We start from the raw sequence: 19,549 nt of genomic DNA, 5'->3' as shown, positions 1-19,549 counted from the left end.
TGTAAACTTGAGTTCAAGCAGCCACAGTTTATAATTCCAATATGCTACACAAAAAAAGAAGAAGCGGCTCTAAGTCCGCTTCCTCTTATCTAATTAGTTTGTACTTATTAGTGTGCTACCATGTTGTATTCCATAATCCATACAGAACCACCAACGACGGTCAACAGGATAACTACACCGAAAATCAAAGTCATGACATTCCAGCGTGGTCCATTGCTTTCACGGATGTGCATGAAGAAGAAAAGCTGAACCAGAAATTGCAGCACTGCCGCGACTAAAATAACAACCATAGTCGAAGTGCGGCTCAACATGTGATTCATAACCACACCGAGAGGAATGATGGTCAGTACGATGGACAGAATAAACCCGATAACATAGGATTTCACTGAACCGTGAGAATCATCATGACCATGCGAACCCGCTCCTGATTGATGCTGTGCCATCTACATCACCCCCATCAAATAGACGACTGTCAGCAAGAAGATCCAGACAGCGTCCAAAAAGTGCCAGTACAAGCTCAGTGCCGAAACTTTGCCCTTCGTCTCTGGAGTGAGCCCGCGTTTTTTCAACTGAAACATAAGGCCGATCATCCATACCAGACCTAACGAAACGTGAAGTCCGTGCGTACCGACCAATGTGAAGAATGCCGACAGGAACGCGCTCGTTCCAAAATTGGCTCCTTCGTGTACCAATTCAACAAACTCGTAAACCTCAAAACCGATAAAACCAAGACCCAGGATCGCCGTCACGATTAACCAGTTGATTAATCCCTTCATGCTTCCTTTGTTCATGGCCAACACAGCCAGACCGCTTGTGAAGCTGCTTGTGAGCAAGAGGAACGTTTCAATGATAACGCCCGTCATGTTAAACAGCTCTGCGCCCCCCGGTCCTCCAGCTGTGCTGTTCCGAAGGACGACGAAGGTTGCGAACAAGGTACTGAACAGGATTACGTCCGTTACAAGAAAGATCCAGAAACCAAGCATCTTCAATTCTTGTGGATCGTGATGTCCGTGGTCATGATCATGGCTATGATGTGCTGATGCTTGTGCCATTATACAGACCCCCTTATTGCCGCTTCCGTGCGTTTTACTTCATCCGCAGGGATGTAGTAGTCGCCATCATACGAGAAGAAAGAACGACAAATCATACAAATTGCCACACCGATCAGCCCTGGAATATAGAAGAACGACCATCCGAATACGAACCCGAAACCTGCAATGAAAAAGAATACCGACATAATGAATGGAATCGCCGAGTTTTTCGGCATATGAATCGCTTCAATTGGCGGTTGCTTTCTGAAAATACCTTTTGCACGTTTATCTTTTTCTGCCCACCAGTCATCGCGTTCTTCCACTTGCGGAATGGTAGCAAAATTGTATTCAGGTGCAGGTGAAGGAATCGACCATTCCAACGTATGACCACCCCAAGGGTCGCCTGTTGTATCCTTCAGCTTGCGGTAATTCTTGATACCAAGAAGAATTTGAAGAACCTGGAACAAGAAACCAATTCCCATCAGGAATGCCCCAACAGTGGATACGAGGTTAAGCGGCTGCCAGCCGGTATCCCAGCCATAAGTGCTCAGACGACGCGTCATCCCCATCAGACCGAGAGAATATTGCGGAATAAAGCATACATAGAAACCGATATTCCAGAACCAGAAAGCCCATTTACCAGGCGTTTCAGGCAATGTGAAACCAAACATTTTAGGCCACCAATAGTACAGACCTGCCAAGTAACCGAACACTACACCACCAATCAGAGCGGAGTGAAAGTGAGCGATCAGGAAGTAACTGTTATGGAACTGGAAGTCAGCAGGCGCTACAGACAACATTACGCCCGTCAACCCAGCAATCAAGAAGTTCGGAATAAAAGCAATTGACCACATCATAGGGGTCTTAAATGTGATCTTACCCCGATACATCGTGAACAGCCAGTTAAATACTTTAACCCCTGTCGGTATTGCGATAACCATCGTCGAAATCGCAAAGAATGCATTAACATCTGCGCCTGATCCCATCGTGAAGAAGTGATGCGCCCAGGTGAAGAAGGACAAGATCGCAATAATGAACATGGCGTAAACCATGGACTTGTATCCAAACAATTTCTTTTTGGAGAATACGCTGATGACCTCGGAATAAATACCGAAGGCAGGTAAAACTACAATGTATACCTCAGGATGACCCCACATCCAGATCAAGTTGATATACATCATCGGGTTACCACCGAAGTCAAGGGTAAAGAAGTGTCCTCCTCCAAAGCGGTCAAGGAATAGCAAAGCTAAAGTAACCGTCAGAATTGGAAACGCGAAAATGATAATAACACATGATGAAAATACGGACCACGTAAAGATAGGAATTTTCATCCAGGTCATACCAGGTGCACGCATTTTAATAATGGTAACAATAAAGTTGATACCCGTAGCCAATGAACCTATACCAGAAATCTGAATACCCCAGATATAGAAGTTCTGACCGACGCCGGGACTAAATTGCAGTTCTGAAAGCGGTGGATAACTCAACCAGCCTGCGTCTGGCGAACCACCGATAACGAAGGACAGGTTGAACAACATCGCTCCCATAAAGAAAAGCCAGAAGCTCAATGCGTTCAGGAAAGGAAACGCAACGTCACGCGCACCAATTTGAAGTGGTACGGCGATGTTAAACAAACCAAACATCAACGGCATCGCCATAAACAAGATCATGATCGTGCCATGTGTTGTGAAAATCTGGTTGTAATGCTCAGGATGCAAAAGTGTAACATCCGGTGTAGCAAGCTGTAAACGCATCAACAATGCGTCCACGCCTCCGCGGAAAAGCATCAAGATGGCTGCGAGGATATACATAATACCGACTTTTTTATGGTCAACGGTAGTCAACCAGTTTTTCCAAAGCCAGCCCCATTTTTTGAAATAAGTGAGCACAAACACGATCCCGATCATTGCTAGTGCGATGGAAACGTCCGCTCCATAGATCATCGGGTCTCCAGTAACGAAGAAAGTGGATGCAAACTCTTTTATTTTGTCAAGCATTGGGGGCCTCCTTCCCTATAATTATTTAATTGTGTCCGCTCATATTCATATGACTCATGTCCATTGCAGCTTTATCCTCTGTGCCGGACTTGGAAGAACCTTCTGTGGATGCTCCTTCACCATGTCCTGCATGCGGGTTAGAAGCACCGTCTACTACGTACTTGGTTACAATTTCCTGGAACAAGCCGTCGGGAATCGAAGAATACTCATCAGGCTGGGACAAACCTGGTTTTGCAAGCGCCAAATAGCCGTCCTTCGTCAGCGGCTTAGACTGCTTCTTGATGTTAGCGACCCAGTTTTTGTACTCTTCATCCGACTGAACCTCTACATCAAAGCGCATTTGTCCAAAATGCTCACCGCTAAAGTTTGCACCCGAACCAAAATAAGTTCCTTCGTGGTCGGCCTGCAAATGCAGTTTCATAGCCATGCCTGACATGGTGTAGATCTGACCGCCCAATTGCGGAATCCAGAACGAGTTCATCGGGGCGTCGGCAGTCAGTTCAAAACGGACCGGAACACCTTTAGGAATGTGAATTTCATTGACTGTAGCAATACCTTCTTCCGGGTACATGAAGAGCCATTTCCAGTCCAGTGAAGTCACTTGAATGGTTACTGGCTTTTGTGTACTTGCCAACGGCTTGGAAGGCTCCAGCAAGTAGGTATACCTCGCGGTTATAACCGCAAGAATCAAGATCACTACGATTGGAATAGCCCACCATACGGTCTCCAGCTTTTTACTGTCATCCCAGTGGGGTTGGTACTTGGCTTTGTTATCCGGTGCATCGCGATATCGCCAAATGATGAAAAAAGTCAAAATCATGACCGGTACAATCAGAAGTGCAGCCATAGACGTTGAAAGAATGATCAGCTCTTTTTGTGCTTGCCCAATAGGTCCTTTTGGATCGAAAACAACGTATTTTCCGCCAGCATAAAAACACGTCCAAATGAGCAATGCTACCGTGAGCACGGTCAAAACCAACGCAATAATCGCTTTTGGTTTTTTGTTCATGTTGTTCCCCTCTCCTTAAATAATAAATTACTCAAAACTAACGAACTCCTGTAATGTTGCCCCTATATAAGATATCAGAAAAGCGGGGACTTTTTTTATTGTTAACAAAATTGTCGATTATTTGTCCGTTTTTTGTGAAAAATCTCTCTTAAAATAAAATTTCTCTTGCAAATTCAAAATTTCTTATTAATTAAAAGATGACATAATAAAAACGTTATTGTGTATCTTGAAGAAGCTATATTAAAGCAAAAAACGGGACTCCTTACAGTTATCATGCTACACTGCTCGAAGCCCCACGTTGTTGTTTTCATTATATGTTTTCTTAAAATATTTTTTCAATTGTTTTAACGATGTCCGTTTTCCTGGTCTTCCTTCTTGCGGGCAATGACCAACCCTTTTCCGATCATATAAATAAAAAATCCGCCAACGACACATCCAATACCCACCATTAAATATATATTACGATCACTTAGATTACCTAAATTGAACAAAATAAGAATAATGCCCACAATCCAAGCGATCCAGGCGATGACAGACACCGAGCGGCTCATTTGCTTTTCGTTCGATCCTGATTTTCTAAAATTCGAAGCCATATCCTCCACTCCCTTTGGTCTAAAATTGTTGAAACGCCCTCTTCAGGTATTTTTGTCAGTATGCACAATCACTGTGATTTTATTCTTGATAGCCTCACCATACTTTTAGCAACCTGCAATTTCATCCTGGGTATTATTACCCCGGAGGGCTTGTTGTTCAAACAAAAGGGAGCGGAGACAGGCCCATGTACGCTTTATTCTCAAAGTGCATGTTCTTTTAGCGTCTGGTCTCCAGCCAGTTGTTACTTACCACATTTCGATACCAGTAGTAGCTTTCCTTGGGGGTACGGGTCAGAGTGCGAAAATCGACATGAATCATACCGAATCTCATATTATACCCTTCCGCCCATTCAAAATTGTCCATGAGCGACCATGCCATATAGCCTTTCACATGAAGGCCGTCATGAATCGCCCGATGCACCTGCACCAAATGCTGCTGCATATAGGAAATACGGCGGTCATCCTGAACCTTGCCATTCACAATCTCATCGTTAATACAAGCCCCGTTTTCTGTAATATAAATATCGATGTTGCCGTACTTTTGCAAATAATGCAGGACCTCATACAACCCGCGTGATTCCACCGGCCAGCCAATATCTGTCACAGGCAGCCCCATATTAATCTCTTCGGATTGAAGGAACCCAGCTTCGGGATTAAAACGATTGACGGACATAGCGTAGTAGTTTATACCGATCAGATCAATAGGTTCGCTAATAATGCCCATATCTCCTTCCTGAATCGGTACGGTAGCTCCTTGCCCGGCGAACCAGTCTACCAGAAACTGAGGATACGAACCCCGATAGATGGGCTGGAGAAACCAGTCACTATGCAGGGAAACCGTACGCGCACACGCCGCTTTGTCTTCCTCGGAAGTGCTATAGGGTACAGCCCAGGAGACATTCGGCGCTATGCCAATCTGACCACTGGTGCCCAACTCGCGGAAACGGCGTACGGATAGACCATGCGCAACCAGCAGATTATGCCCGACGGTGATGGCTGTCTGAAGATTGGTCAGACCGGGAGCATGAACTCCCAGCATATTGGATAAAAAGGCGATGCACCACGGCTCGTTGAACGTCAGCCAATGGTGTATTTTCCCATGGAACTCACGGAACATCGTCTCTGCATACTGGACGAATGCCTGAATCGTGCGACGGTTTTCCCATCCTCCGGCATCTTGAAGTACCTGTGGCAGATCCCAGTGATACAGCGTACAAAACGGCTCAATTCCATTTTCGTTCAACATATCCACTACACGATGATAATAGTCCAGCCCTTCCTGATTGACTTCACCGTCACCATTGGGGAATATACGCGGCCATGACACCGAAAAACGATATGTACGAATGCCCAGCTCCTTCATCAGCCGAATATCTTCTTCGTAGCGATGATAGCTGTCACAGGCTACATTCCCGTTATCTCCGTTGAACACCTTGCCGGGCGTATGGGCAAAGGTATCCCAGATGGACAAACCTCTTCCATCCTCCTCATAGGCCCCCTCGATTTGATAGGCTGCTGTTGCCGTCCCCCACATAAAGTCCTGCGGAAATTGAAAAATGGTCATATTTGCTCTTCCTCTCCATCAATAATAATCGTTTGTCTGTCCGTTATTTCCTGCTCTTTGGTAAAATTCCATGACAAAATGAATCCTCCATGCTTCGGATCAGGCTGAGCCTGCCGAGCATCTGCGCTAAACGAATGAGCACTGCGAATCGTGCAGCGTCCCGTCGGAGCGGATGCGTTAAGTTCAGCGCGGACGAGCCGGGAACCGGACCATTCCATGCCAACCGTCATCCCGCCATGCCCCCGCAATCCGCTGACCCGCCCCTCCGACCATGCCGAAGGCAGAGCGGGCAGTAAGGTCAGCTCACCCGGACGACTTTGCAGCAGCATTTCCGCAATCCCCGCCGTCGCGCCGAAGTTGCCGTCGATCTGAAAAGGCGGATGAGCGTCGAATAAATTCGGATAGGTCGAACGCGACAGCAATGTGCGCACATACCGATGTGCTGCTTCGCCATCCTCCAACCGAGCGTACAGGTTAATCAACCAGGCACAGCTCCATCCGGTATGACCACCGCCATGATCAAGCCGTCGGCCCAGCGATATGCGGGCCGCTTCTGCCAGCTCCGGGGTATCACGAACATGGATTTCTCGCCCGGGATACAAACCATACAGATGTGAAACATGTCGATGTCCCGGCTCCGCTTCCTCAAAATCGGCAAACCATTCCTGTAGCTGTCCGTGACGACCAATCTGGTAGGGCAGCAGGCGTTGCAGTGTCTCTTCACAGCGGTTGCGGAACTCATCGTCTAATTCCAGCAGGTCCGCAGCCTGAATGCAATTGCTCAGCAACTCCCGAATTAACGTCATATCCATCGTGGAGCCCATGGATATACTGCAATCCTCTCCATCCGGGGTTATAAATTTGTTTTCAGGTGATGTAGAAGGCGAGGTCACAAGCCTGCCGTCCGGGCCTTCCACGAGCCAATCTATACAAAAGGCGGCCGCTCCCTTCATCAGCGGATAAGCTTGTTCCGCCAAATAAGCCGTATCCTGAGTAAACAGATACCGTTCCCATAAATGGGCGGTTAGCCAGACACCCCCGAGCGGCCAAAAGGCCCAACTGGCATGGCCTCCTGACGGTCCGGCATACCTCCACACATCTACATTATGGTGGGCCGTCCAGCCTTGAGCGCCATAATGGATCGAAGCAACCCTGCGTCCCGCACGGCTAACTTCACCAATCATGTGCAGCAAGGGTTCATGGCACTCGGCAAGATTGCATTTCTCCGCTGGCCAATAGTTCATCTGGGTATTAATGTTGGTTGTATAATCACTATTCCACGGCGGCTGCACCCGATCATTCCAGATACCCTGAAGATTGGCGGGCTGACTGCCCGGACGCGAACTGGCTATCAGTAAGTAGCGTCCATACTGAAACAACAGCACCTCCAAATCCGGGTCCGTCTGACCTTCGCGGTACTGCTCCAATCGCAAGCCAGTCGGAATTTGTCTTTTTGTCATTCGATCCGTCCCGGTATCATCCCCAAGCTCTAACTCGACGCGGCCAAATAGTTCCCGATGATCTTGCTCATGCCAATGCTTCACCTGCTCGTATCCAAGCGAGACTGCTCTAGCCAGCGTAGCTTGGCATACGGCTGTCGGTTCCGTTGCATCACTGTCCGGTCGAGTATCAAATCCCCGGAATCCGGTAGCTGCGGCCAAATATACCGTGAGTTTATCTGCACCCGATACACGGATCACTCCGTCAGCGTCCTCTATCAACGTTCCCCCCTCGGGGATAACCCGAGCCTGAATCGCAAAAGCCATCCCCAATTCATCCTCATAAACAACCGACTGTGGATGATCTCCGTGATAATTGGATTCCACATGACTGGGCGCTCGCCCGGTCAACGTAATTAAGTCCCTCGTTGGTTCACCTGAAGAGTCATCTTCCTTATCGCTATCCCATTGGGATGAATCACCAAAATGTGCATCCTCGCCAGCCTCGGTTTCACAAGGATGCGGTGTAGTGATACGCACGATTGCATTGATCTTGCCTGGCGTATCCGCAGTCAGCGATACCATAATAATTCCATCCGGCGCACTGGCAATGACTTCACGGGTATAACGATTACCGCTACTATGAAAAGTGACCGCCGCCGTTCCGGTGGCCAAATCCAGTTCGCGTTCATACTCCGCGATTGCCCCAAGTCCCTCCTGTGTAATCCACAAATCCCCCAAAGGCTGGTAAGCCTCCGTATCGCGCCCCAGCATGTTCGCATTAATCAGATGTTCCGCGTCCTTGTACTTTCCGTCCGCAATCAGCTCCCTGACGGGCTTCAAATATCGCATTGCATCATACTGAACGCCATCCCTAGGAAAACCAGACCAGAGCGTATCCTCGTTTAATTGCAAACGCTCCTCCCCGATCCCGCCAAATACCATCGCGCCCAGCCTCCCATTGCCGACAGGCAATGCTTCCTCCCACACCTCGGCAGGCTGGCGATACCATAAACGCAGGGATTTCTGCTTTTCGCGTTGTCTCACATCAAACCCTCCCCCATTGAGATTAAACAGAGCGCCAATCCCGTATGAACCACAAGGACAAGCGCTCCGTCATTCCGACAACCCATCATTTTGTTGTGCCTCGTTAAGTCAGCTCGCTATTTAGAAGCCTTGCCACTCCATAACTCCACTCTGTCCTTCACCAGTTGTGTGTATTGCTGTTCCATTTGTACCGCTCCGGCGGCATCCAGTTCTTTAATCATGTTGTCGTATACCGTATCAAAATTGGAGGCTGGTGCTAAAATGGCTTCCGGTATACGTTTGCGGATAATGTCTGTCGTTTTTTTGAATGTAACGTTATAGTTGGATTCATTGTCTGTTGTCAGGTTATAGGCTGCACCCCATGGCTTCACATCAAATTCTTTCTTGTCCGGGAACAGTCCTTTCCACGTTTTTACGCCATACGCTTTAAGTGATTCTTTCTCCGGCTCCGAATAAGCCGCGATAATTTGCTCCGGGAATTTGGCAGTATAGTAGTTACCCGTAGGGTCCTTCACTCCGTCGCCATAGTGTCCGCTGAGTAACGTGTACAATTCTATTCCAGTGGATTTATTGAAGTTGGTTGCATTATTCGTTTTTTGCTCCAATACATCAGCCGGGATGACGCGTTTGCCGTCTTTGGTCTCATAATGCTTGCCCTCGATCCCCCAGTTCACTAGCACCTGTCCTTCATCGGAAGCTAAATAATCAAGGAATTTAATAGCCCGCACCGGGTCCTTGCAATTTTCTGTAATACCTACTCCATAACCGGACGTGAAGCCCGTATCCTGAAAGGAACGATCCTTGTATTCCTCCGAAAGTGTAACTGGAAAATGCGCGTAGCTGGCTTCGGATTTACCTGACGCTTTTAACGCATTCTCAGCATCCTGATAACCCCACTCCTGGTCGATCAGACCGAGGACACGACCGCTGGCAATTTTGGATTTGTATTGATCACTTTTTTGCACAAATGAATCTTTATCCAGCAGCCCTTCATTGTACATGTGGTTCAACCAACGGAAATATTCCTTTTCTTCTGGACGTTTATAATGAAGTTGGGCTTCGAATGTTTTGGGATCAATAAAATATTCACCATCATCCGGCGCTCCAGTCGTCTGGAAGGCAGGATTCGTTACGGTAATCATAATTCTCCAGTCGTCTGCATCTAGCGTGAGAGGGATCGTTTTTTTGCCATTGATCGTCGGATGCTTGGCTACATAGGTTTTGAGTACGTTTTCATAATCCTGTAGCGTTTTTACCTTTGGATAACCTAATTCCTTGAGCACTTTATGCTGAATTTCAAATCCCCCCGTCGCGTCAAAATTCTCCTGTCCCACACCTGCATACGTAGGAAGGACATAGATGGATTGATCTTTATTACTGTATTTCAAACGATCCATATAGGGTCCATATAGCTTTTTGAGATTGGGTGCGTGATCGTTGATCAGATCTGTCAGATCAATCATGGCCCCCGCATCCACAAGCTTATTAATATTCGCTTTAGGAGAAACCAAGTCCGGGTATTCTCCACTTGCTGCCATCAAAGCAATTCGGTCATCTCCACCTCCGCCGCTGACATCAAATTCCGCATTCAAGGTTACACCTGTTTTCTTGGTGATTTCCTTGCCTATTTCATCCTTCATTCCATTCCATTGCGGGCTTGTATCTCCTCCGAAGAAGCTAAACGTAATCGGGTCTGTGCCGCTGGATGTGCCTTCCTTCGCTGCTTTATCGCTTCCCCCACAACCTGCGAGTGCGGTAAGTGACACCGCGAGCAAGGGAATCAGTGCAAATCTGGACCAGTGTTTTTTCATGTATAAATCCTCCCATATTCCTATGATGACTTATCCTGCAAATAACTGCTATTTTACTACCGGAATCCCGGCTTTTATGATTTCACTGCGCCCAGTGTCATCCCGCCTACAAAATACTTTTGCAGGAACGGATATACCATCAGGATGGGGAGCGTAACCGTAATTGTAATTGCCATTTTAATCGACTCTGGTGAAATTTGAGCCATTTGCTTAGCCATATCGTTACTATTCGTCATACTGGAGCCACCTTGCTGCGTACTTTGCAGTATCTTCATCAGCTCATACTGCAGCGTCGTCCATTGCGGAGCCCCACCATTATACAAATACGTATCAAACCAAGCATTCCACTGACCTACTGCCAGAAAAAGAGCAATCGTTGCCAATACTGGTTTGCACAGCGGCAAAATAATTTTCCAGTAAATCGTAAAATCATTCGCCCCATCCAGTTTGGCAGACTCCTGTAGCGCATACGGCAAACCGTCCATAAAGGAACGAATGACAAACACGTTAAATGCGCTAATTAAGCCTGGAAAAATGTACACCCAAAATGAACCTAGCAGATGCAGATCCCGCATCAAAATAAAAACGGGCACCATCCCGCCGGAAAAATACATCGTCAACGCCAAAAACGTAGAAATAAACTTACGAGCGCGAAACTCGACCCGACTCAATGTAAAAGCAAGCATAGACGCGCAGATCAATCCGAGTACCGTCCCGACCAAAGTACGAAGAATAGATATTTGCAGTCCCTGAAGAAGGCCATCGTACTGGAAAATCGTTTTGTAATTTTCGAGCGTAAATTGGCGGGGCCATATATAAATACCGCCGCGAACCGTGTCCGTTGAATTGTTCAGGGAAATCGCAAGTACGTTCAGAAACGGGTACAGCGTCAACACTACGATCAGAGCCATGAGGATATAGTTGAACAGGTCAAACAGCTTTTCAGACCGGGTAGCATTAAATGCCTTATTCGTCATTTCGCTTCTCCCTCCCTACATGATGCTTTCTTTGGTGAGTTTTTTGAATATGCCATTTGCCGTAAACAACAGCAGAATGCTGACCAGTGAGTTGAAAATACCAATCGCCGTCCCGTAAGAGAACCGACCCAAATTAATCCCGTAATTGAGCGCGTACAGATCCAGTACCTCGGAATAATCCGTCACCAGACTGTTGCCGAGCAAGAACTGCTTTTCAAAACCGTTGCTCACCAAATGCCCAATCGCCATAATGAACAGAACCGCAATGGTCGAACGGATGCCGGGCAATGTAATATGCCACATCTGTCTCCAGCGACTTGCGCCATCCACACGCGAGGCTTCATACTGCTCCTGGTCGATTCCAGTAATGGCGGCTAAATAAATAATCGTATTCCAACCTGTCTCTTTCCATATGTCGGAAGCGGTTACAATGTACCAGAACCAGCTCCCCTTTGCCATGAACTGAATCGGTTCATCCACAATATGAAGCGCTACCAGTAAATCGTTGACAATGCCTCCGTCAATGGACAGCATCTTGGTGACCAAACCGGCCACAACTACCCAGGATACAAAATGCGGGAGGTAGGATATTGTCTGCACGAAGCGCTTGAACAGCATCCCCCGTAGCTCATTTAGCAGAATGGCAAAAAAGATCGGTACAACAAAGCCAAACACAATGCCCATCAGGCTCATCGCCAGCGTATTGCGTAATACCAGATAAAATCGTTCATCCTGAAAAAGCTCAATAAAGTTGTTCAGCCCTACCCATTTCTGGTCCGAAAAGGATTTCGCCGGCTTATAATTTTGAAACGCCATCGTCCAGCCCCACAGCGGAAGATAACTGAAAACAAACACCCATATGACGAAAGGAATGGACATAAAATAAAGGTACTTTTGTTGCTTTATGCTGTCCCACAACCCTTTTTCTCCACGCCCGCGCTTCGGCCCGCGCACCTTGCGTAGTCTGCCCCGGTTAGACTCAGGAATCGTAGCACCAGCATTGGAAGCGGTTTCAGTTGATGATTCCATAACAAGCTCCTCCTTGTATGTAGTTACTATTATCATACTTGGCTGACTTGAAAGCGGATACCCAACGAATTAGGAGAAAAATCAGTTCAAAATTAGATATATAGGTGAGGGAGTTGAAAATTACATTCGTGCCACTACGCATACGGATGGTGCTTCCCATCGCTGTTGCCCCCGGATTTCTTGAATAAGCACATAATGGTAGAAATCCCGGGGCAGTTTGTGCTTACGATGCGAGCTTTCCTACGGAAAGCTTTCAGGCGACCGCTTCACTTGTCCAGCACCATTCCGCCTGCTCCGTTCTAATGTGAATTTTCTAATTTAAAATCATAGATACCTTGTATTAAGGCAAAAAAATAGCCTCCCCGCACAAAATGTGTTGGAAAGCTGGTATTGATCTATTTCACCGTGATCGTCCCATAGTACATGTACATACCGCAATTATACTCATATACACCCGGTTTCAGGTCTTTGACGGTAAAATAGTTATTTTCATGGTCCATAAAAACGTCCATTCCAAGCTTTAACGATTGTACTTCGTCTATGCAAGTAAAGGATGTTGATCTCTTAAAATTAATTTTAGTCGGGACACCAGCTTTTATTTCAATATTCTTAGGATAAAAACCATCTCCCTCTACATTTACCGTAGCAATTTCATACTTGGCTTTATCCGGCTCTTCTTGAACAGTTTTAGGTTGGCTAGTCGGAAACGACGACACGCTCCCCTGGAAATAAAATAAGACAAAACCGCCCACGATCAGGGCTACAACTCCAATGAGCATCAAGTGCCAATTTTTAGAGATGAATGTTTTCATTCAAGTCAGTCCCCTCCAGTTGATCGTTCACGTGTAACACTTCAACTCTAGCCAGTATATAAAAGTTAATCAAAATTTAAAATACTTTATTCGAGCTATGTTGCACCGAAGCTTGATCTTCTCTATTTCTTACAGACCGGGATGATCCAGTTCATACAGGTTGCGGTATCGGGGCTGCTCCTGCCAGAGCTGCTCGTGACTGCCTCGCATGGATATGCCGCCCTGCTCCATAAAGATCACCTCGTCCATATGCTCCATTCCGGTCAGATGATGTGTAATCCAGATGAGCGTTTTGCCCTCCAGCACACGAAACATTGTCTGCATTAGTTCATGCTCTGTCAGCGGATCGAGTCCCACCGTTGGCTCATCCAGTAGAACAATGGGGTGATTTTGAAGCAAAATCCGCGCCAGTGCAATTCGTTGTCTTTCTCCACCGGAAAAGCGCAGGCCCGTTTCCTGCATCCGGGTGTCGTAGCCATCCGGCAAGGAATCAATCAGCGTTCCCAGTCCTACCTGCTCGGTTACTGCACGAACCTCTTCCAACGTAGCATCGGGCCGTCCCAACCGAATATTGTTTGCTACCGTTGTATCGAACAAATACGGTTGCTGGTTTAACACTGCAAACAGGCTGGAATACGCTCCGCCTGTATACACGGGCGCACCTGCGACAGTGACGCTCCCTTCATCCGGCTGCAATGCCCCCTGAATCAGATTCAGCAGCGTGGACTTGCCCGCACCGCTGCGACCAAGCAGTGCAACCTTGCCTCCTTGCGGCACACGCAGGGAAATGTCGCGCACGCTCCATTCTTGCGTTGCTGCATAGCGGTAGCTCACGTTGTTCAGCAGTAGCTCGTTTGAGTTGCCAGATAGCTGGGCGGTCACATGTTCTACCTCTGTTTTGTCTACTGTGCCACCTGCTGCTTGCTGCCCTGCTTTCACAGAAGCCGATGCCGAAAACGATGCAGGTGCAGCAGGTGTAGGTGTATTCTTCTCTGACCCTTTCAGGCGCCGAAGCGAATCCTGATACTCCGGCGCATGGACCACCGCTTCTCCAGCGCGGACGAAGGCATCCAGCAATGGAAAAGCAACAAGCGCAAAGGATGCCAGCCATGTTGCCTCTATGCGGTTCTCCGCTACCAGCCCTCCAGCCCATACGGTCATCATCACAATTCCGCCACCTACGAAGCACTGTGCGATCCAATGAGAACGCCATTCGCCCCGCCGAAGTGAATTTTCCACTACAGCAGCCTTGTTTTGCCGTTGGGTGAAGGAAGCCAGAAAATGTCCAGTCCGACCGCTCAGTACCAAGTCACTCATGCCGAATAAAGCATCGGTTAGCTCCTGATAGGCTGTATTCCGTTCCTGCTTGAACGTTCGCCGTTTGGCGAGCGAGGTCCACAGCGAGATGGCTGGGGCGATAAAAAGTAAAAATCCGCAATACAGTGCCATCATCAGGGCAAAGGTTCCGTCCATCCATCCGAGTGCTGAAATCCCCAGCGCATAGATGAGCAATGCCGATATCGCAGGCAGAACCAGCTTCAAATATATGTTTTGAAGCTGCTCAATATCCTCGGCCAGCAAACCCAACAGATCCCCTGTGCGAAACTTGCTGCGAATCATAAGTGCTTGCGGTTCTACCGCCCGATACAGCCGTACCCGCATACGGGACACGAGACGCAGCGCGGCATCATGCCCCACCAACCGTTCCAGATACTGAATGACTGCTTTACTAAAGCCGAACGTCCGTACAAGCACAATCGGAACGTACACCATCAATATATTTTCCGGTTTTAAAGCCGAACGGGTAATCAGATGACCGGACGTAAAGAGCAATGCGCCTGCACATCCAATCGCCAGAGCGCCCAAAAGCGCCGCAGCCAGAAAGGCCCAGAAATATTGTCTCAGATAAAATATAAACCAGCCTTGGCCGCTATTGTCCGTGACTCGCATATCGTCCGCCCCCTCCTTCCGTCATTCCCGTCAGCAAACGGTAATATCCTCCCTTGCGGGCAACCAATTGCTCATGTGATCCTGCTTCTTCCAGACGGCCTTGATTCATCATCCAGACACAGTCCATATCCGGCATCCAATGGAGTCGATGGGTCGCGAGAAACACTCTTTTATGTTGCAAAACAGATAAAATCGTCTGTTTTAGCTCCCATTCCGTCTCAATATCCAAATGTGCAGTCGGCTCATCCAGCAAAATCACTGGACGATTACTCAGTAAAGCACGCGCCAACGCTATCCGTTGCGCCTGTCCTCCACTCAGCGTCCGGCCCGCTTCACCAATCGGCTCATCCAATCCATTCGGAAGACCATCCACCAGCTCACGCAGTCCAACCGCGTCAATCGCCCATTCCACTTGCTCGTTGGATGCCTCCGGTTCATAAAACCGGATATTATCCGCCAAGGAAGCGCTGAACAGGTACGGATGCTGCGGAATATAGGCAATATGACGCTGCCATTCGGCTTTGTTATCACCAGCCAATGCCCATCCATTCACGTTCAGCTCGCCCGAGGTTGATTCAGCGAAGCCGCCAAGCAAACTGAGCAGCGTTGTTTTACCTGCACCGCTGGCTCCGACGATGCCGATCATACTCATATGCGGCTCAACACTCGCGGATATGTGGTCAAGCCGTGCGGAACCGTCCTCGTTGAGCAGGCATATATCCGACAACCTAATCGTATCCTGTCCCGTGATATTTAGGGCATTGCCGTCACCCTTAGCATTGTCTGTGCTGCCACTCCCCATAAGGATATCCACGGAATCTGTTTGTTGAGCCGCTTCATCCTCTGCACCGAGAATGGAGCGCATTGCACCCCAAGCCTCCTTGCCATCCAGCGAGGCATGATAGTCCGATCCCAACTGGCGTACAGGCATAAAATATTCCGGGGCCAGAATGAGTACCGCAAGTGCCGCTTCCAGTCCCACCGATCCGGTAATCAGTCGCAAGCCCAAGCCTACCGCCACAAAAGCCACCGAGAGCATACTAAAAAAATCGAGAGCAAAAGAGGACAGGAACGCGACCCGCAGTGTACGCATCGTAGCCGTGCGGTACTGGTCGCTGACCTTCCCGACCGTTTCTCCATGCTCCCGGCTACGGCCCAAAAAACGCAGCGTCTGTAGGCCGCGCAACGAATCCGTGAAATGATGCGATAACAGACGATAAGAACGCCACTGTTTATCTGCCTGCTTCCGCGCCGCCAAGCCCAGCAGGATAAAGAAGCCAACCAGGATGGGCATCGTAGCCGTCAAAATCACACCTGAAATTACATCCAATGTGAAAACAGACACAAGCACAAGTATCGTCACACACATCATGTCAATCATACGCGGAATGGACAACTCCAAATACGTGCGAAAACGATCCACTCCATCCAGCGCCAACGTCACCAGCTTCCCGCTACCTTCCTTTGCAGCAAAAACAGGCCCTCGCTCGAACAAACGAACAAGCAGACGCTCCCGCAAGGAAGCGCCTGATGCTTCGGCAAAACGGCCTGCTGTCCGGCGTTGCAGCCAGATCATCGTATGCCTCGCAGCAAAAGCCGCGAAAAACAACGCCAGTGGCGGCCAAGCCATCACCAGCGGATGTTTATCAAATAAAATCGTAACAGCCTTTGCCAAAAAAATCGCTTGCGCAATCACAGCGGCCCCCTGGGCCAGGGAAAGGGCGGCCAGCAGCAGCATTACCGGCCGAATGCCCTTTAATCCAAACCATGCTTTATCCATTAGTATTCCAAATGATCCTTTTCACTGAGACGCTTATGGAAAACAAAGTAGCTCCACGCCTGATAAGCCAGCACAAAGGGTAAAAGCGTTGCTGCAACAATCGTCATGGCTTTCAGTGTGTAATGACTGGAGCTTGCATTATATATCGTCAAATCAAATGCACTGTTGATCGAACTCACCATAAATCTCGGAAACAAGCCGACGAACAACGAAACGAATGTCAGCAAAATGATAGCTCCCGTCATCCCAAAGGCCCAGCCTTCGCGGCGCTGCTTCAGGAAATACCATGCCAGCACATAGGCGACGATCCCCACTGCAACTGCGGCATACATATAAGGGCCACGTCGTGTGAATACATCTGTTGCAAAATAAGTCCACACCACCATACCCGCGAGCAAAATACCTAATATCGGAAGGAATTTAGACGCAATCACACGGGCACGATCCCGCACTTCTCCAATCGTCCGCAGGGAAATAAACGTCAGCCCATGCATCAGGCACATCCCCACCACGGTCAGTCCAATCCATACCGTATATCCGTTAAACACATCGGAGAATCCGGCTTTCAAGTCCATGTTTTGCTGAATAGGTACACCCTTTACCAAAGCCGCAAAAGCCATACCGAACAGCATCGGCGGCAGAAAGCTGCCAATCAGAATGCAGGCATCCCACGTCCCTGTCCACCATTTTCCTTCTGCCTTACCCCGGAACTCAAAGGAAACTCCGCGTAAAATCAAACCAAGCAGAATAAGTACAAATACCAGATAATATCCGCTGAACATCGTCGCATACCAGTGCGGGAAAGCCGCGAACATCGCACCTGCTGCTGTGATCAGCCATACTTCGTTTGCATCCCAGAATGGACCAATCGTATTGATCATCAAGCGTTTTTGCTGGTCATTACGCGGCACCAGACCTGTAGCCATACCCACGCCAAAATCGAAGCCCTCCAGGAAGAAGAAGCCGGTGAACAGTACAGCAATCAATAAGAACCACAAATCATTTAACGTCAATGGTGTCACCCCCTTGAGCGAATGGATCATGAATTACCGTTTCCTGATATGGTTCGATATCCGGACCTTTGCGAGCTGTACGGACAAACAGGAATGCCAGCACACCCGTTAAAATTAAATACAGTGCGGTAAACGAGATCAGTGAGAACAGCACTTCCCCTGCCCCAACGGTAGGCGAAACCGAATCTTTGGTTTGAAGTAAACCAAAGACAGTCCAAGGCTGACGCCCCACTTCCGTCATGATCCAACCCGCAGTATTTCCAATGAATGGAAGTGATATACCGAGCATCATCAAGCGGAAGAACCAGCGATGCGAACCCTCCAATTTCTTACGGAATGTCAGATAAGCTCCGTACAAAGCAAGTGCAATCATCGCACATCCGGCCGCAATCATAATGCGGAAACTCCAAAAAGTAGTACGTACTGGCGGGATATAGTTGCCCGGTCCGTAAGCTTGTTCATATTGTGCCTGAAGCTCATTCATCCCCAATACCGCGCCGGACAGCTTGTTATACGACAACAAACTCAGAAGATAAGGAAGCTTAAATTCAAAGCTGTTTTCCTTCTTGTCAGGGTCAATGCCTGCGATAACCGTCCAAGGGGCAGGGTCACTACTGTTTTCCCATAACCCTTCACTGGCAGCCATCTTCATTGGCTGTGTTTCTACCAAATATTGAGCCTGTCCGTGACCAAACATCGGAATCAGCATCGAACTAATCAATGCGACAATAATACTCACTTTGAAAGAAGGCTTGAAAAAGTCCAGATTCTTTTTGTGCATCAGCTTCCATGCGCTAATTCCCGCAACGAGAAAAGCACCTGTGGCAATAGCTGCAAACAGTGTGTGTGGAAACTCCCACAACAGTTGTTCGTTCGTCAACAGAGCGAAAAAATCTTTCATTTCTGCGCGACCATTTTGAATCTCATATCCAACTGGACGTTGCATGAATGAATTGGCTGCCAAAATCCACAAAGCAGACAGCATCGTACCGATGGATACCAGCCACATACAGGTTAAATGGACTGCTTTGGACAGACGTTCCCAGCCGAATACCCACAATCCGATGAAGGTTGATTCCAGGAAAAAGGCAAGCAGTGCCTCAATCGCCAGCGGCGTACCGAACACATCACCGACAAACCGGGAAAAGTCCGACCAGTTCATCCCGAACTGAAACTCTTGCAAAATTCCGGTGACGACGCCCACTGCAAAGTTAATCAGCAAAAAAGTTCCCCAGAATTGAGCCATTTTTTTGTACAAATCATTTTTTTTGATTACATACATGGTCTCCATAATTGCCACCATCAACGACAATCCAATGGAGATCGGCACATAAACAAAGTGAAGAATCGTTGTGGTCGCAAACTGCAACCGTGCCAATTCTAATACGTCCATGATGTTATTCCTCCCCCTGCGCTTCTCTTAAGTATGAATAATAATAATTGGGCTCTGAATCCTTCTTTTATCCTTGTGATAGTATTCACATTATTACATATGGA

The 19,549-nt window shown here is 48.0% G+C and carries 15 protein-coding genes; all 15 read right to left on the bottom strand.

Translation table 11 applies throughout. The annotated features are described in order from the left end of the window. Window positions 1-107: 107 nt before the first annotated feature. The gene (gene cyoD, locus ACQ4MX_RS19700; RefSeq protein WP_134912595.1) at window positions 108-443 is read right to left on the bottom strand and encodes a cytochrome o ubiquinol oxidase subunit IV; all 336 of its coding nucleotides are present in this window, start codon (window positions 441-443) and stop codon (window positions 108-110) included. Further along, on the bottom strand, window positions 444-1,052 hold the full coding sequence (gene cyoC, locus ACQ4MX_RS19695; RefSeq protein WP_044644505.1) for a cytochrome o ubiquinol oxidase subunit III: 609 nt from the start codon (window positions 1,050-1,052) through the stop codon (window positions 444-446). Further along, entirely contained in the window at window positions 1,052-3,028 is a 1,977-nt protein-coding gene (locus ACQ4MX_RS19690; RefSeq protein ID WP_431086850.1) for a cbb3-type cytochrome c oxidase subunit I, read from the bottom strand. Before ACQ4MX_RS19690 ends, cyoC begins: the two co-directional genes overlap by 1 nt. Before the next feature lie 25 nt (window positions 3,029-3,053). Continuing rightward, window positions 3,054-4,037 carry a ubiquinol oxidase subunit II gene (gene cyoA / locus ACQ4MX_RS19685; RefSeq protein ID WP_134912589.1) on the bottom strand — a complete coding sequence of 328 codons (984 nt, stop codon included), beginning with the start codon at window positions 4,035-4,037 and terminating at the stop codon, window positions 3,054-3,056. Window positions 4,038-4,381: 344 nt separating this feature from the next. Next, entirely contained in the window at window positions 4,382-4,630 is a 249-nt protein-coding gene (locus ACQ4MX_RS19680; RefSeq protein WP_134912587.1) for a hypothetical protein, read from the bottom strand. Between the two features lie 217 nt (window positions 4,631-4,847). Beyond that, window positions 4,848-6,194 (bottom strand): GH1 family beta-glucosidase, encoded by a 1,347-nt coding sequence (locus ACQ4MX_RS19675; RefSeq protein ID WP_431086847.1) that lies wholly within the window; start codon window positions 6,192-6,194, stop codon window positions 4,848-4,850. Further along, window positions 6,191-8,680 (bottom strand): glycoside hydrolase family 95 protein, encoded by a 2,490-nt coding sequence (locus ACQ4MX_RS19670; RefSeq protein ID WP_431086845.1) that lies wholly within the window; start codon window positions 8,678-8,680, stop codon window positions 6,191-6,193. Before ACQ4MX_RS19670 ends, ACQ4MX_RS19675 begins: the two co-directional genes overlap by 4 nt. 116 nt (window positions 8,681-8,796) lie before the next feature. Beyond that, window positions 8,797-10,491: an ABC transporter substrate-binding protein gene (locus ACQ4MX_RS19665; RefSeq protein ID WP_431086842.1), complete on the bottom strand. Its 1,695-nt coding sequence runs from the start codon at window positions 10,489-10,491 to the stop codon at window positions 8,797-8,799. A gap of 74 nt (window positions 10,492-10,565) precedes the next feature. Beyond that, window positions 10,566-11,468 carry a carbohydrate ABC transporter permease gene (locus ACQ4MX_RS19660; protein ID WP_025721946.1) on the bottom strand — a complete coding sequence of 301 codons (903 nt, stop codon included), beginning with the start codon at window positions 11,466-11,468 and terminating at the stop codon, window positions 10,566-10,568. A gap of 15 nt (window positions 11,469-11,483) precedes the next feature. Further along, window positions 11,484-12,497 (bottom strand): ABC transporter permease, encoded by a 1,014-nt coding sequence (locus ACQ4MX_RS19655; RefSeq protein ID WP_431086839.1) that lies wholly within the window; start codon window positions 12,495-12,497, stop codon window positions 11,484-11,486. A 395-nt stretch (window positions 12,498-12,892) separates the two neighbouring features. Next, the gene (locus tag ACQ4MX_RS19650) at window positions 12,893-13,309 is read right to left on the bottom strand and encodes a cupredoxin domain-containing protein (RefSeq protein WP_431086838.1); all 417 of its coding nucleotides are present in this window, start codon (window positions 13,307-13,309) and stop codon (window positions 12,893-12,895) included. A gap of 129 nt (window positions 13,310-13,438) precedes the next feature. Then, a complete protein-coding gene (gene cydC, locus ACQ4MX_RS19645) occupies window positions 13,439-15,259 on the bottom strand; it encodes a thiol reductant ABC exporter subunit CydC (RefSeq protein ID WP_431086836.1) in 1,821 nt (606 codons plus the stop codon). Further along, entirely contained in the window at window positions 15,240-17,039 is a 1,800-nt protein-coding gene (gene cydD / locus ACQ4MX_RS19640; RefSeq protein ID WP_431086834.1) for a thiol reductant ABC exporter subunit CydD, read from the bottom strand. Before cydD ends, cydC begins: the two co-directional genes overlap by 20 nt. Next, window positions 17,039-18,052, bottom strand: a complete 1,014-nt coding sequence (gene cydB, locus ACQ4MX_RS19635; protein ID WP_134912569.1) for a cytochrome d ubiquinol oxidase subunit II — start codon at window positions 18,050-18,052, stop codon at window positions 17,039-17,041. Before cydB ends, cydD begins: the two co-directional genes overlap by 1 nt. Continuing rightward, window positions 18,039-19,445, bottom strand: coding sequence for a cytochrome ubiquinol oxidase subunit I (locus ACQ4MX_RS19630; RefSeq protein WP_431086832.1), 1,407 nt, complete (start codon window positions 19,443-19,445; stop codon window positions 18,039-18,041). The genes cydB and ACQ4MX_RS19630 overlap by 14 nt, the downstream gene beginning before the upstream one ends. Window positions 19,446-19,549 lie beyond the last annotated feature (104 nt).

It is taken from the genome of Paenibacillus sp. 8b26, from assembly GCF_050626875.1.
Lineage (GTDB): Bacteria > Bacillota > Bacilli > Paenibacillales > Paenibacillaceae > Paenibacillus.
The sequence above is the reverse complement of the archived record's forward strand: the minus strand, read 5'-3'. Positions and strand labels throughout refer to the sequence as shown.